This window comes from Pseudoalteromonas sp. G5_S1_14_S5 (assembly GCF_054968605.1).
This window is the reverse complement of sequence record NZ_JBQKUM010000042.1, coordinates 1-13138: the sequence shown is the minus strand read 5'-3', so window position 1 is coordinate 13138 and position 13138 is coordinate 1. Positions and strand designations below refer to the sequence as shown.

Sequence of the window (13138 nt, the reverse complement as noted above, 5' to 3'; positions counted from 1 at the left end):
CTACAAATACCTCTTACAAGAACCAATGCTTGTAGATTAATAAAGGAGTTTACTACCCCCCTAATTGAAAAAATAACATTTGATTTTAAATTATGGACTTAACTCAAACTAAATAGATGTTCCATAGCATATTTTACCGTAATTTTATGGCAACAATATAGCTGGCCGAGATCACAGCCCTTTCACCTGCTTATACATTTTGGACACCGAAACGAGTAAGCGCCGCCTTGTCAACATTCTTAATCGTTTCCCAGCGAGGTCCATAGTCTCTCGCAATCGCACTGGCGAGGATGTGACGGCACAAGCCATTAATTTGTTCACATAATCTTTTGGAATAACGTACACCTTTTTCTACAAAGTCACACTCTTTAATACGTCACGATCTTTAGGTTATACGGATTTGCCCAAGCTCAAAATTGATTCGACAACAACGGCCACTTGTCGGTAAGTCATAAATGGTTCGAGAAACGTAAGTATTGATGGTGCAAGCTTGATTAGATTTTGGGTCAGTCACTTTAAATCGTCCGTCTCGACGACAATAAACGTCAACAGTTTGAGTAGACTCATCGACCTTAATCGACTGGATTGCCAGCCCCTGGATATGTAAAAGCCGAGAAAGTAACTGGGTTAAAATAGGAACCATCCATACTGACTAAAAAAGAGTTATTAGTCAGTATGGTAGAAGTCAGAATTATCGCGTTATGACTCAACAGAGCAGCGAAGAGTCAAGAAGATCTATGATTTAGATAAACACTAGTATGATACTTTTACTCGTGTACAACTGAGTGTTCGAACAAATCAATAAAGCACGTCTGAAGCCATAGATTCGAGCCAATAGTGCTTTCACCTGTTGCTGTGCAGCCCTTTCGGATTTTTATACAGGAAACTGGAAAAGTACTCTTTTAAAAGTGGCTTATCAGACCAAACAGTCGGGTCTGAATATACTTAGATCCCGCCCGTTTACTACATGAAATTACATACCTGTTCATTGATTTATAGTGTCCATCCTTAGCCAAATACAAGTCGAATCATGGTGACACGACTTTGCCAGTATTTAGAAATACAATTTTTCAAATTGAGCCACATCGAAGAAGATACTTTGATATGACTTCCACTTTGCATCAACGCCCTCTTGCCATGGAAAGCGGCCATTTGGATCGGGTAAAACCAGTTGAAACATCGGAATTTGCTTGTCATTCATACCCAGTGTGGTTTCAGCGATAGTGAACGTCCCATCAAGCATACAGTCCTGAGACACTTTAACCAACGCAACCGGTACATTGAATACCTCTTCAACATAAGTGATAGGCTCATCTAACTCAATTACACGTTCTTTGAGTTGATTAGCAAAATGATTACCAAAGAAGTGCATTTGATCCGGACTTAAACCCGTGAGGGCGATCTCGAACTGATTATCCGTGCTGACGGATAGACCAACCGAATACACATAATCATTACCCTTTGGGCTAGCAGTCATAATGAACGTGGTCTCACCTCGATCTAACGACTTAGAAATTGAATCAACAACTTTAAAACGTTCCATAATTACCTCTCTCATTGTGTGGATGGGAGTATTATGTAAGTCCTTTTGCCCGTATCCCCCCGATGTATGAATCGTCCAAGCATTCAAAAGGGTTCATGGATTAAACGGGGAGTAACCGGTAGTTGGTTCGAGGTTTAATTTCATGAAACGAAATCGGTTTGCTTCATCTTCACACTGAAAAACGGAGGTAAGGTTGGGATTACTAAAATCCGCCCTGTCTCTTTTATGAGAATGAGTGCAAATTATACCTTATTTTCTAGATGGAAGCTGTCTTGCTTGGTTAACAGATATTAATGCGTGTGGGTGCTATGATACGAAACACTTAAAATGGCGTTAGGAAATGAAGTACACGACTTAGAAAAATTCCCGGGTGAACCATATCTGTCGCTACATTGTTACCTTTATTCAAAAATTTATACTAAGTCTTCAAATTCTTTCCGTTAATTGACATTTTGAACCAAACTCATCTGCATACTTTTTTACATGGACGGAAGTTCAATATCATTAGTAAAGTAAACGACTTTATAATGAATGCTATAATCACATAACAAAAACAAATAAAACACTCTTAAGCATTCAAATTTTGAATGAAAGATGGGTGGAGCCTTTTGTATAAGGCACTGAACAAAGAAAAAAGCTAACCACGTCAAACGTTGCAAACAAGTTGATATATCCGATTAAAAGTATAGGGATGTAAGTCTAAACATTTCCTAAACGTTTATAGCCATACGTTAGTCTGGTTTAACAAAAAGATAAGAAGACTAAGTTAATATTATGCAACTACATCATACGCACGAGCTAAACACCTCATCGAATCCATTTGAAACGTTTGATGAAAATATCATTATGTTTTTGGAACATTACCAGATCCGAGACTTTAGTTTCGAATCCCTCACTGCCTTTTTAAAAGCGGAATACTGCGCAGCTAAAAAAACCACTTCATTAAACCTCTCCTATCAGGAGTGGGCCGTGAAGAACGATGAGTATGTATCCACTGTCTCATCCTACTTCATATACAAAAACTGGTTAGTCCAATATGCACCACAAGATTCGAGTTCAATCGTTACACTTCATTGACTGAACGGGCTTGTTGCAAAAATGGAAGATGTGTCTGAGGCTCCCATATGAGCACTTCATTTCATTCGTATATTCCAAAGATATTGAAGAGTTCATTGAGGAAGACGGATCTCTCCTGCACCCTCAGTTTTGGTTCATCGCGACGTAACCAAAAATCAAACTGGCCTTTATTCAACATCCGGAACCATTCAAAACCTTGAATCATTGCCCAGGCCCGCTTTCGCACCTTGAATCCACCTGTGCCTTCGATAAGCTTTTTAATCAGAGCGTGGTCAGATTCAATGCCATTGTTAAGATATTTCACTTGCCGATGTTCTACATCTTGCCGTAAACGGCCTTCACGCTTGAGGCGGGCAATGGCGTTACCATAAGACGAATGTTTATCAGTATTCAATGTTTGGGGGATGAAAGGATGTTTTATAGCGGCGTAAGCAGCGTTTTAGGAATTGATAAGCCGCCTCTTTATTGCGTTTACGAGAGAAAAAGAAATCCAGGGTTTCCCCACGTTTATTGATGGCTCGGTAGAGATAATGCCATTTGCCTTTCACCTTGACGTAAGTTTCATCAAGCTGCCAGGAGGCGTCAATACGAGTGAATTGATAACGGCGTAACTTCTTATGTAGGATAGGCCCATAGTGAATGAACCAACGATAAATCGTGGAGCGATTAACGAAGACACCTCGTTCGGACAACATATCACCTAGGTTTGCATAGCTCATTGCGGTAGTGCCATACCAACGGACACACCACAAGATAAGTTCGGGGGTGAAATGTCGCCATTTGAATTCAGACTTGACCAAAACGTGTTGCTCAGTGATGAATCATAGTTAAAGTCTGGCGGCTCGTGAGGTTTTTGCAACAAGCCCTTTTGAAGAGTTAAAGTCTCACACCAACTGGCAACGATTTGTCACCGCACAAAAGGCCATCGTTGATGGGCTCATCTGGGCCAGTTTACTTGCGCTGATCATTAGGCGTAGTATTGCGCTTCAGATAATGCCATCGGTCTCATTGTTTAAAGCGGCAAAAAATGTGGATGTCTGGCTGTTACCAATATTTGAATGTATCAGTCACGGCGCATGGTCAGAAATCAGCGATAAAATCGAATCTGCTACCAGTTATATATCAAGGAACGCTCAAAAGTCCGCGCAGAGGAAGTCAAAAAAAACATTACGTTAGACGGAATTTACGCTGAGCTTAATGCTTAAGGTTCTGTCTATGAGGCGCTCTTAAACTTGGGCGGGCTTTGCCAGTGTGATTGGATGGTTATAGGTTTACTCGATGATACGCAGCGCCAAAGTTTTAACGAAGTGTGCCTTTCACTTCTGGATCGAGGTAGATTAAGGGTGTGTCACTCCATATAATATTGAAAATTTTTCACTGGTATCAACTTATGCAATCTTTCCATCAAGTCTACGACAAAGTTATTGAACAAAAGCTCTATGCACAAAACCCCGTACCAACTCAATCAGCATTAGACTGTTTCAAAAAATTGTTGTTTCAAGAGAAGCTTACCTCTAATGAGTCGTTGAAAAACCTTATTGCGTTGGGACTTGAGCTTGACTTAATTCCATATCTAAAGCGTCATGGTTTAAATGTTGAAAACACTAGCTTTAATACTGGTGATTTGATCGGTATTTACTTTGCTAAGACTGTCAGATTAGACATAAATGACTCTTTGTATATTCGTGGCAAGTTTTGTGGACTCGACCTCGCTGAATCGACAGTAAATTTACAATACTTTGCTCCTAACAAGAAAGTGAATGATCAAGTTCTAAAACTAGCCAAAAGTTATGGTATTGAAGATCAAATTGTACGTGGTTCTCTCCGAGTCTCCCTAGAGGATGATCAGCTAAGTAATGTTATCGAAGACTTCATAGGAATGGTCGAACGGAATCCCTCATTTTGAGTCCAGAAGCTCTGATAGAGTGCATGATTGAGCATATTCCAGATAAGCACTTCAAAATGATTCGATACTTCGGTTTTCTATCAAACCGACTTCGTGGTGAGATGCTCTCTAAGGTCTACGATGCCTTAGGGATCGCGTCTAAAGACGCACCTGAAATGCCCGGCTACGCCGCCATGTTGAAAGGGTATGTGAAGGTTGATCTGTTTGAGTGCATTCTTTGTGGGCACCGTTTAACGTTTCTTCGCTTTAGGGCTGGGGAGCAGCTGTCAGAGCTGGTCCACCATGTTCTAGTTCAAGCCCAAATCAGGTCAATTTAGGCATTTCGCAGCATGAGAGTATCTAAAATCCCGAAAACAAAATGAAAGTGTTCAACAAACACTCGTGTTTAGATTGTAGAGCAAAAGTTAGATCAGTCAGCGACTCATTCTGACGTAGTTATGCCGCGATCATTTAGGTAAGGAATCATTCAGATTACAAAACCCTTGGAGAGAAAAAAAGAACCTTTCCCCTCGACAATTTCTCGTCCTTTCGAGCCCCAAATTATCACCACGTACCTCCTTTAACTGCTAACGTTTTCTATACGGCGACAGGCCATTTATGTGCGTTGATTTATCCCCGTTTATCTTTAATAGTCAACATAAATTCAGTGGGATTAAAGGAATTGATTGGGTGTGCGTAGGCGTTCGATTTACCGTAATGACACTTAGTGCGCACCTAAACCAATACTTTTGCTAGTGCGATGCTACTCATCGCATTAGCTCTTCACAAGTAAATTTGCCATAGCTGTAGTTGTTGATGGTTTACTAATTTAGCAAAAGCGCTGACAAATAAATGTCCAGAGACGTGCTAAGTCTCTATTGTGGCAGCACACATTGGGACAAAAGCCATTTAGTGTTAGAAATCTAATTGCCTTACCTATTGCAAAGGAGGCACTGCAGCTGCCATTTCGATTTGGAGTGAATTCTAATATCTAGGACTAGTAAGGCGGCTGCATTGAATATCAGACTACTTATCGTTGTAAAACTTCCAGCCGTCTTTTTTCAGAACTTCGACCCATTTGTCACAGCCAACCAGCTTAGCGACTGAGTCAGAAGTTTCATTAATCACTTCAAATAGGTAGCCCTTATTACCGTTGTGAACGAGGTATCTTTTACTTCTCCCCGCCTTATCTGTGACGTTACCAATAAAGTGACTTCTGTCGTCAGAAGAAATAGAAAAGGTTTTAAATTCCTCTGAGGCTACCAATAATGCGCGGTATGCAAATGCTGGAATCTTTGTACTGTATTTTTCGTTGCTGAAATCGAAAACAAGCATCGCATCTCGGTATTCGGCAAACTCTTTAAAACCATCTATGTCAGCCATAGATCTAGGGTATGTTCGTATTGGATGCTTCACACTATCCCAAACAGCCGTGACTTTTGTGATTGTGTTTATATTGAACAGAAGTTTATATACATCCAGTAGACAGCGTGAAACTCGGATGCTGATGATTTCTGGCGCATAAACAGGTATATAGTTTTGATACTGGGTGTAAGAAACTGTATAAGATTTAACTCTACAGTAGTTCCCCAAAGCTTTTCCATTTTGTTCGAGTACACTGGCAACTACATTGTCTTTTTCAAATTCTGTAGGCCATGAATATAAGCTTTTCGCTTTTTCTCCAGATAAAAACGAATAGCTTTCCACACAACGTACCTTACTTAGCAATGAAAGTGCTTGTGCACCACTTTGTATGGTTTTTAGGATGTTGTCCGTCATTATACCTTCCTCATGTTCCTGTTTTTGTTAAGAGAAAATGCTAAGCAAGGTTTTGTTTCTCTTGCTCAGGAGGTATTCTCACTCAGTTCAGGCATGTAAAAAGGGACATTTCACTGAAATATGTTTACCGCACTTTCTGACCGAGGAATTCTATTTAACTGTCTTACCGGATTCTTTCGGGTATCAACTCAAGATATAAAGTCAGGTTCCGACGCATTCGTCAAACTAATGAGAGTGCTGAAAAAAGATCCCAACATTACTCATGATCAGCAGATGTTCAGAGATTATCGCAACGGAGATCCAGAGAAACTCATTCGGGAACTGAAGGTAGAATTTCGTCTAAAGGGATTTGACCTCGACAGTTATTTAAGTGAAGTCGAAGGTTATGAACTTAGGCACTTGGGTGCGTGGTTTGGCATGAAGGTAGCTGTTGCATCATTCAGAAAGGCTCATCATGAATACGGCAGGTTTGAGCTGGATGAGTTTTTTCGTTTTCTTCTGGCTCATTGCGAAATCGAGTATTTGTGTCTCAAAGGTATCGATGAAAAAAAACAACCACGAGGTAATTCAAAAATTTGTAAGAGACTGGCTGCTTATAGATAGACTGCAACTCCCAGAACTCCCAGAACTCCCAAGTGAACAGGTTACTGAATATGTAATCAAGCTTGTGATGTACTGGGCTGCTTTGTTTGACTTAATGATGGAGCTATCGCATCAACCTTCTCCTACATTGAGCAATTATCTGCCAGAGCTAGCTGAAAAACAGGGTAAAACTTTCGTTGTTCCTTCTATAGAGGTGTTCCTTGAACGCTTAAAAAATAACTGGGCAAAGGATAAGTACCAAAAGGATCGTATAACATGGACACAGTTATACAGAGATATTCTGGCTGCTCAGGGTACAGATGAAAGTTACTGTCGTTATCGACAGGAGGCTTCCTTAAATGAGAAGGAACTGAAGCTTTGGATGGTTGATCCTGATACCAATGCTATAAAAGCAAGATTTAAGCGCCTTAAGGAAGGGGGGCTATTATCAGCAGATGAGTTTAAAAGTGATATCGCCATATTGTATGTTCCATTTTCTGAAGCTGATTCTCTTGTAGATGAAATCAGTCTTGTAAGGTTCATCAACATATTTACCTATTTACAGCGTGAACTGTGCCACTCAGGGAGAGACGCAGAGGAAATTGTGCGCTACTTCAGTGAGTATCCGGTATACCGTAACTTGGTAAAGGATCGTTTCGAACGATTCAGGCAGTCTGGAGAGCTAACCTGCTGACACTCTACTCCTAATCGTAGATCTGGTGTGTGTTGTTTTGAACACTCTGATTTTCAGCTCAATCAGGGACAAGAGTGATTTGACTTTTGGTGTCGTCGCCATTATCAAGGTAGAACTGATGAGCTATGGGGATCGTGGACAGTTTAATAGTGGTTTTGACATTGCGTATCATTGCCAACTCGGTGCTAAAACTGTGGGGCTATGACAATCGTGATTGGTTTAAAAGTGTTTTTGACCTTTGGTGTCATCGCCATTATCGCGGCAGAACTGATGCGCTATGGGGATCGTGAACAGTTCAATAGTGGTTTTGACATTGCGTATCATTTCCAACCCGGTGCTAAAACTGTGGGGCTATGACAATCGTGATCAGTTTAAAAGTAGTTTTGACTCCGATCTCATCCTACTGTTTGTGATGTACATATTCATTGAAGGGACTGGCGCGATGGCTCGCTTTGGGAGAAGAGCGCCTTAGTGCGACAGCCTTTTTGCTGCTTCTATAGCACATTTTTGCCCCAAACCTTATATGGAATCCACGTATTTACAAAGTGATTATTGGCAATAAAAGTTAAGATGCGGTCGTATATTCGGCTTCTATTGAAGGCGCTACCTTCTAGCCTTTGATGTTTTGCGCACCTACTGTCCTCATCGTGTCATCAGCTTTTATAGCATGAAGGAATGGTCAGGTTTTCAGTAGGTTGGTCTTACCTTTTATGCATCATCATTTTGTAAAATTTAAATTTATATCGATGGTTGGTGAGTAAGTAAAACAGGTCTGTATTGAGTTTCATGTCGTAGCATTGCCCAAGCAGTCCGTACCACCTTGTTAGCTAGTGCAATACAGGCTTTTTTGAAACCTATACGGTCGATGATATTCCTTAACCACACGTCTTTTTGAGTTTTTGGTTTTTCGGGCAGCCGCCCTATATAAGACATGGCACCAAGATAAAGTAGAGAACGTAGTTCCTTCACTCCACCGCATTTATCGATACCAACCATAAACACTTTACCACCAGAACTGTGTTGCTTTGGAGTTAAGCCCACAAACGCAGAAGCTTGCCTGCCATTCTTAAACTGCTTCCCATCGCCCAAAGTTGTGTAGAGCATTGCGGCTGTTGTTTCACCAACTCCTTCGATTTCCATCAACCGTTGGCAAGGTTCAATTTGACGGGTTAAAGCGTTTTTTTCCTTTTCAAATTCAATGAGCTTCACCTTCAGTTGTTTGTATTGCTCCCACAGCATAGATATTACTGCTACAACATTATTGGGTATCGAGGTTTCTCCATCCAATACAGCTTGAACTGAAGCTTTTAAGCCTTTTTCACCTCTGGGGTTAGCTATTCCGTAGCCTAAAATAGTGCCTCGAATATGCTGCCCTAGTGAAACTACACTGCGAGATAAGAAGCGGCGACTGCTTTCTAACGACTGCATGGATTGTTGTTCGAGCGACTTTGGTTGGCTGTATTTGATACCAATCTGAATAGCAGCATTAGCGATTGCAAGGGCATCATTGTGGTCAGTTTTATGACCTTCTAAGTATCCTTTCACTTTCTTAGGGTTGATGATCCTGACTTCGTGTCCAAAGCTTTCAGCCAACTGCCCCCAATAATGGCAGCCACAACATCCTTCCATAGTAACAATAGAGGGCTTAGCTTTGGCAAGAAACTCTTTCATTTTCTGGCGACTCAGGGGTTTATTGGACAGTAGCTCACCCTGAATGCTGATATGACAGGCTTGAAGAACATTTTTGGCTAAGTCGATAGCGATAACATTATTAGTCAACATATTGGAACCCTCGGGTTTGTCTCACTCCGTTAAGTTTAGATTGGCGGAGAGGGAGTGGATTCCATACATCATGTCAGACCCAACGAGCTGATCACCTAACCAGTTCAGTAGTAGACCAAATTAATCTAATCTGTACTTTAGGGGCTTACACGGAAACTTACCGTATTTCTATCTTGAAATCCTCTTTCAATTCACACAACAGGTTGATACCAGTTGAGTATCATAATGAATGACAGCAACATAGACGGAATGCAAACAAGGAAAATCTCCGTCTGTGTACTTTTATGGAAAGTCAGAACCTTATGGATAGAAATACTAAAATTTGGCGCCAGTACTACGAAAAAGCACTAACTCGCCCGCATTCAAAACGTACTGAGTTTGCAGCTCGACTTAATAAATCAAACTTAAAAGTGGCCACTGACTGCGGTTGTGGAACAGGCAGTGAAATTGAATACTTAGAACAACAGGGATTTCAAGTTCATGGTTTCGATATTAATCCTGATTCGGTCGCTATTTGTAGAGATAGATTTGGGGCGAAGTCATTAGTGGAAATTGCAGAGTCCTCGTTTGAGTTATTCGAATATCCAAAATCTGGTTTGGTTATCGCAAATTCCAGCTTGTTTTTCGCTGACCCAAACCAATTTGAGTCGACTTGGAGCAACATCAGTTCTTCAATTGAAACCGGTGGGGTGTTTGCCGGTGACTTCATGGGACTCAAAGACAGTTGGGCTCACAAACATCGTAGTCCAACCACACCGTTATCGGAATCAGAAGTAAAGGCTTTGTTCTCAGGTTTTGAAATAGTGAGGTTCTTTGAACGTGATGAAACAGCGAAGACTACATTGGGTAGAATGAAGCACTGGCATACATATTCCGTGGTCGCGGTGAAACGTACATACAAACCGTTCAAGAGGGATTCCCAACGTATGGCATTTTAAATGCACTATTTTAGTGTTTAAGGTAGTTTGCTCTGGCTTCGATATTGCGTTGCTCAAACCTTAATTGGGTGTCAGTAACGCAATTTATGGCCTGTGTCATAGATTGCATAATCTAGCTAAGTATATGTTTATCATTATGTTAAAGTAACTCGTATATATCAAATTACGGGCAACCTTATTATGAAAAAAGTTCTATTAGCACTTACCTTTGCTTTGTCAGCAATTTCATTTAACGCATCGGCTGCATTTGGGCTGAGTGATTTAAAGCAAGACAAGATCTGTCATTTTGCTAACGGTGATGAAGCGAATGCCAAATGTAAAGATGGTAATGTAGCCATGTGGACACCAAATTCATTCGGTAACGAACAGCTACCAATTTTGTATATCTCACTTTTTTGCGATTTTGAAGCCCCAATTACTCATACCGTGGGCGGTGTTTCTTGTATTTTTACCACCAAGCGTAAAGCTCAATGGAGTGATTTTGGTATCACAGTTAAGTAACAAGCGTTTAAGGCGGAGTTATATGCTCGGAGCAAAATATGAAAAAACTATCGATCATCACGCTGGGCGTATCAAATATCGAGTCCTCAGCAAAGTTTTATGAAGCGGTGCTTGGGTTAGAGCGTACAGATTATAAATCTGATGAAATTGTATTCATGGATGTTGATGGTCCGGAGTTAGCTTTATTTCCTAAACCCGAATTAGCTAAAGATGTTGGTGTTGAACCAGATAGCTCAGGTTTTGCCGGTATTACACTGGCTAGAAATGTCGACTCTTCTCGTGAAGTGCTTAGTCTTCTGAACAAAGCAGAGGCAAATGGTGGGAAAATCGTAAAGCAAGGGCAGCCTGTGTTTTGGGGTGGTTTTTCAGGTTACTTCTCTGATCCTGATGGGTACTTGTGGGAGATAGCTGTAGGTTCAGAGCTCTATAAAGCAGAAATAGAGCAACGCACATAACAAGAGACTATGGTTTCAAGATACTTTTTCATACCTGATCTTGATGCAACTAAGTCATTTCAGCAACTAAGTCATTTCGGCTAACAAGGTTTTGCCCCGAAATGCGTTAGACCAAATACTCTACGAAATTAAGGGGCGTGCGTTTTCCCTATCAAATCTAATCAGACGAAAGAAGTTAAGGCCATGCTCATTTGGAGTGCAATCAGGTTGAAAATCGTATTGCTAGGAATCCGCCGGAGTTATACGGAAACTTTCGGCAATTTCTGATGCTCATGCCCTAGACACTAGGCTGTGCGGGCTTTCGATTGAGCGTGAGTATGATTAGCGTTATGATTGGTCATGTATAATTACGGATTAAATCCGTCCAATAAGCGTTAGCACTTTCAAAGGACATACAATGTATGAAGTAGTTTATGATATTAGATACGAAGGATTTTGGTCATTATTCTTCGCTGCTCCTGGTTTGTTTATTTGCTTTGTTTCTTCCTACGCGCTGACAAACCGAGACAAAGTAGAAAGGTTGAGTTTCCATGCCACAGGTAAGGAAAGTGACCCCAAAAAAACACGTGTGCTTCTTTGGTCAGTGCTTACTTTTTCTGTTGTTTGGACTGGTTTGGTATCGTATTCGCTTGGCTCTCAATTGTTTGAATTATTAACTAGGTATCACAAAGGGGATTATCTCGTTACAGAAGGTATAGTGGAAAATTTCGATCCGATGCCTTATGCCGGACACAAGCGTGAAAGTTTTAGTGTTGAAGGGAACTATTTCCAATACTCTGATTTTTCTGTCACCCCAGGCTTTAACAATACAACCTCTCACGGAGGGCCAATTCGTGAAGGACTTCACGTTAGAATTTCCTATATCGGTAATACAATCTTAAAATTAGAGGCTTTGAAAGCTAAATGAGCCATATGTTAAAGCTAACGGTGCTAACAATTTGTTCAAGCAGACAGCTAACAGTCGGCTATTTTTGTTTGAAATGGGTTTAGTGATTACGGTGGTTTTGTTTGAGTGCAGTGGTGGTTAGCTGCTACTTAACTAGGCGAGAAATGACGTGAATGAATACATTATTTTAGAAAAAGATGATATCTCAATTGCGGTAGATATCGTTGACGATTACGCTGGTGATCAAATCAGAGGATTACAGCAGGATGGTTTCACTGTTGTCTGTGAAAGCACTAAAGCTCACACAAAAGACAAAGCATTAAAACTCTGGTCCGAAACAAAAAAATATAATGCAGAACAATTGCGTTTCAAAAGAGTTCGCGGAGAAGCAACTCTAGATTGGGAAACACTGAAAAATGTTGGTGGTGTTCAGAAGTCATATAGAACAAAAGTTCCCGGTGGTTGGTTGGTATCTGTTCAAAATTACAATCCTAAGGGTATAGGTTGTGGTGTTACTTTTTTACCAGATCCTGAGCATTTGTGGGATGGGAACTCGTTAAAGTAGTGCGCTTAAAAGTTTTATAACAGAAAAGGGTTAAGCGTTGCGTAGCCAACGTTAAATCCCGATGCTTCACATTGGTAAAAGGTGAGTTTCCAACAAGGACGTATCTGATGATCGAGCTTATCCGAGCAAGTCGATGCCCCATTCCAAGCTAGCCCTCATTTCTTCATTGGCACGCAAGCTTAACTTTGGCTCAAAGTTTTTTATGATCGTACTTTTTGCTTAGCATGATGATGACGCTAACGGTTAGATCGGTTGTTGAAAATGGTTTGCGGAATCTGCGGGCATAAAAAACGCCTCAATGATATTGAAGCGCTTCTTATAAAAAACTGGCCTGCTCTTTTAGTTAGATCATTCTGCACCCTGGCTAGGGGAATCTCTTCCGACATCAGTACCCTCGTTTACGAGTTCCAGTTCCAATCTCGTGATCCAATTGATTCATCAACTCGCATCG

13 protein-coding genes and 3 pseudogenes are annotated in these 13138 nt (G+C 40.8%); 12 read left to right on the top strand and 4 right to left on the bottom strand.

Annotated features, from left to right (window positions below; genetic code table 11):
- Positions 1 to 1054: 1054 nt before the first annotated feature.
- Together ACTRWI_RS13540 and ACTRWI_RS13535 are read right to left on the bottom strand one after the other, a co-directional pair.
- Positions 1055 to 1543, bottom strand: a complete 489-nt coding sequence (locus ACTRWI_RS13540) for a DUF4262 domain-containing protein (protein WP_499132108.1) — start codon at positions 1541 to 1543, stop codon at positions 1055 to 1057.
- A 1138-nt stretch (positions 1544 to 2681) separates the two neighbouring features.
- Positions 2682 to 3420, bottom strand: a pseudogene (locus ACTRWI_RS13535) (IS6 family transposase).
- Positions 3421 to 3487: 67 nt separating this feature from the next.
- Between ACTRWI_RS13535 and ACTRWI_RS13530 the strand changes: the two are divergent.
- From ACTRWI_RS13530 to ACTRWI_RS13520, 3 genes and pseudogenes are all read left to right on the top strand, one after another.
- A pseudogene (locus ACTRWI_RS13530) lies at positions 3488 to 3825 on the top strand (IS4 family transposase); the annotation flags it as partial.
- 185 nt (positions 3826 to 4010) lie between these two features.
- On the top strand, positions 4011 to 4526 hold the full coding sequence (locus ACTRWI_RS13525) for a hypothetical protein (RefSeq protein ID WP_239917281.1): 516 nt from the start codon (positions 4011 to 4013) through the stop codon (positions 4524 to 4526).
- Positions 4493 to 4843 (top strand): annotated as a pseudogene (locus ACTRWI_RS13520) (transposase); the annotation flags it as partial. The gene ACTRWI_RS13525 and the pseudogene ACTRWI_RS13520, both read left to right, overlap by 34 nt.
- 688 nt (positions 4844 to 5531) lie before the next feature.
- On the opposite strand, the gene ACTRWI_RS13515 reads toward ACTRWI_RS13520, so the two are convergent.
- Positions 5532 to 6284, bottom strand: coding sequence for a hypothetical protein (locus ACTRWI_RS13515; RefSeq protein ID WP_499132106.1), 753 nt, complete (start codon positions 6282 to 6284; stop codon positions 5532 to 5534).
- A 120-nt stretch (positions 6285 to 6404) separates the two neighbouring features.
- Here ACTRWI_RS13515 and ACTRWI_RS13510 point away from each other — a divergent pair, with 120 nt between their 5' ends.
- The 3 genes from ACTRWI_RS13510 to ACTRWI_RS13500 all read left to right on the top strand — a co-directional run bounded on the left by ACTRWI_RS13510 (position 6405) and on the right by ACTRWI_RS13500 (position 7917).
- The gene (locus tag ACTRWI_RS13510; protein ID WP_499132104.1) at positions 6405 to 6887 is read left to right on the top strand and encodes a hypothetical protein; all 483 of its coding nucleotides are present in this window, start codon (positions 6405 to 6407) and stop codon (positions 6885 to 6887) included.
- Positions 6826 to 7560, top strand: a complete 735-nt coding sequence (locus ACTRWI_RS13505; protein WP_499132102.1) for a hypothetical protein — start codon at positions 6826 to 6828, stop codon at positions 7558 to 7560. The genes ACTRWI_RS13510 and ACTRWI_RS13505 overlap by 62 nt, the downstream gene beginning before the upstream one ends.
- Before the next feature lie 201 nt (positions 7561 to 7761).
- Positions 7762 to 7917, top strand: a complete 156-nt coding sequence (locus ACTRWI_RS13500) for a hypothetical protein (protein ID WP_499132101.1) — start codon at positions 7762 to 7764, stop codon at positions 7915 to 7917.
- Between the two features lie 381 nt (positions 7918 to 8298).
- Here the strand turns inward: ACTRWI_RS13500 and ACTRWI_RS13495 are convergent, their stop codons facing one another.
- Positions 8299 to 9342, bottom strand: coding sequence for an IS110 family RNA-guided transposase (locus tag ACTRWI_RS13495; RefSeq protein WP_499132098.1), 1044 nt, complete (start codon positions 9340 to 9342; stop codon positions 8299 to 8301).
- A 302-nt stretch (positions 9343 to 9644) separates the two neighbouring features.
- Between ACTRWI_RS13495 and ACTRWI_RS13490 the strand changes: the two genes are divergently transcribed.
- The 6 genes from ACTRWI_RS13490 to ACTRWI_RS13465 all read left to right on the top strand — a co-directional run.
- Positions 9645 to 10280 carry a class I SAM-dependent methyltransferase gene (locus tag ACTRWI_RS13490; RefSeq protein WP_499132097.1) on the top strand — a complete coding sequence of 212 codons (636 nt, stop codon included), beginning with the start codon at positions 9645 to 9647 and terminating at the stop codon, positions 10278 to 10280.
- A 180-nt stretch (positions 10281 to 10460) separates the two neighbouring features.
- Complete coding sequence (locus tag ACTRWI_RS13485) at positions 10461 to 10781, top strand: hypothetical protein (protein ID WP_499132095.1); 321 nt, start codon at positions 10461 to 10463, stop codon at positions 10779 to 10781.
- A gap of 38 nt (positions 10782 to 10819) precedes the next feature.
- Positions 10820 to 11236 (top strand): VOC family protein, encoded by a 417-nt coding sequence (locus tag ACTRWI_RS13480; protein WP_499132094.1) that lies wholly within the window; start codon positions 10820 to 10822, stop codon positions 11234 to 11236.
- A gap of 397 nt (positions 11237 to 11633) precedes the next feature.
- Complete coding sequence (locus ACTRWI_RS13475) at positions 11634 to 12143, top strand: hypothetical protein (protein WP_499132091.1); 510 nt, start codon at positions 11634 to 11636, stop codon at positions 12141 to 12143.
- Positions 12144 to 12291: 148 nt separating this feature from the next.
- Entirely contained in the window at positions 12292 to 12687 is a 396-nt protein-coding gene (locus ACTRWI_RS13470) for a hypothetical protein (protein WP_499132088.1), read from the top strand.
- A 255-nt stretch (positions 12688 to 12942) separates the two neighbouring features.
- The coding region (locus ACTRWI_RS13465) for a hypothetical protein (RefSeq protein ID WP_499132086.1) at positions 12943 to 13138 on the top strand (196 nt) is incomplete at its 3' end.

Excerpts from the sequence above, each read along its gene's own strand:
- ACTRWI_RS13540 (WP_499132108.1), bottom strand. The coding sequence starts at position 1,543 with ATGGAACGTTTTAAAGTTGTTGATTCAATTTCTAAGTCGTTAGATCGA.
- ACTRWI_RS13525 (WP_239917281.1), top strand. The coding sequence starts at position 4,011 with ATGCAATCTTTCCATCAAGTCTACGACAAAGTTATTGAACAAAAGCTC.
- ACTRWI_RS13515 (WP_499132106.1), bottom strand. The coding sequence starts at position 6,284 with ATGACGGACAACATCCTAAAAACCATACAAAGTGGTGCACAAGCACTT.
- ACTRWI_RS13510 (WP_499132104.1), top strand. The coding sequence starts at position 6,405 with ATGTTTACCGCACTTTCTGACCGAGGAATTCTATTTAACTGTCTTACC.
- ACTRWI_RS13505 (WP_499132102.1), top strand. The coding sequence starts at position 6,826 with ATGAAAAAAAACAACCACGAGGTAATTCAAAAATTTGTAAGAGACTGG.
- ACTRWI_RS13500 (WP_499132101.1), top strand. The coding sequence starts at position 7,762 with ATGACAATCGTGATTGGTTTAAAAGTGTTTTTGACCTTTGGTGTCATC.
- ACTRWI_RS13495 (WP_499132098.1), bottom strand. The coding sequence starts at position 9,342 with ATGTTGACTAATAATGTTATCGCTATCGACTTAGCCAAAAATGTTCTT.
- ACTRWI_RS13490 (WP_499132097.1), top strand. The coding sequence starts at position 9,645 with ATGGATAGAAATACTAAAATTTGGCGCCAGTACTACGAAAAAGCACTA.
- ACTRWI_RS13485 (WP_499132095.1), top strand. The coding sequence starts at position 10,461 with ATGAAAAAAGTTCTATTAGCACTTACCTTTGCTTTGTCAGCAATTTCA.
- ACTRWI_RS13480 (WP_499132094.1), top strand. The coding sequence starts at position 10,820 with ATGAAAAAACTATCGATCATCACGCTGGGCGTATCAAATATCGAGTCC.
- ACTRWI_RS13475 (WP_499132091.1), top strand. The coding sequence starts at position 11,634 with ATGTATGAAGTAGTTTATGATATTAGATACGAAGGATTTTGGTCATTA.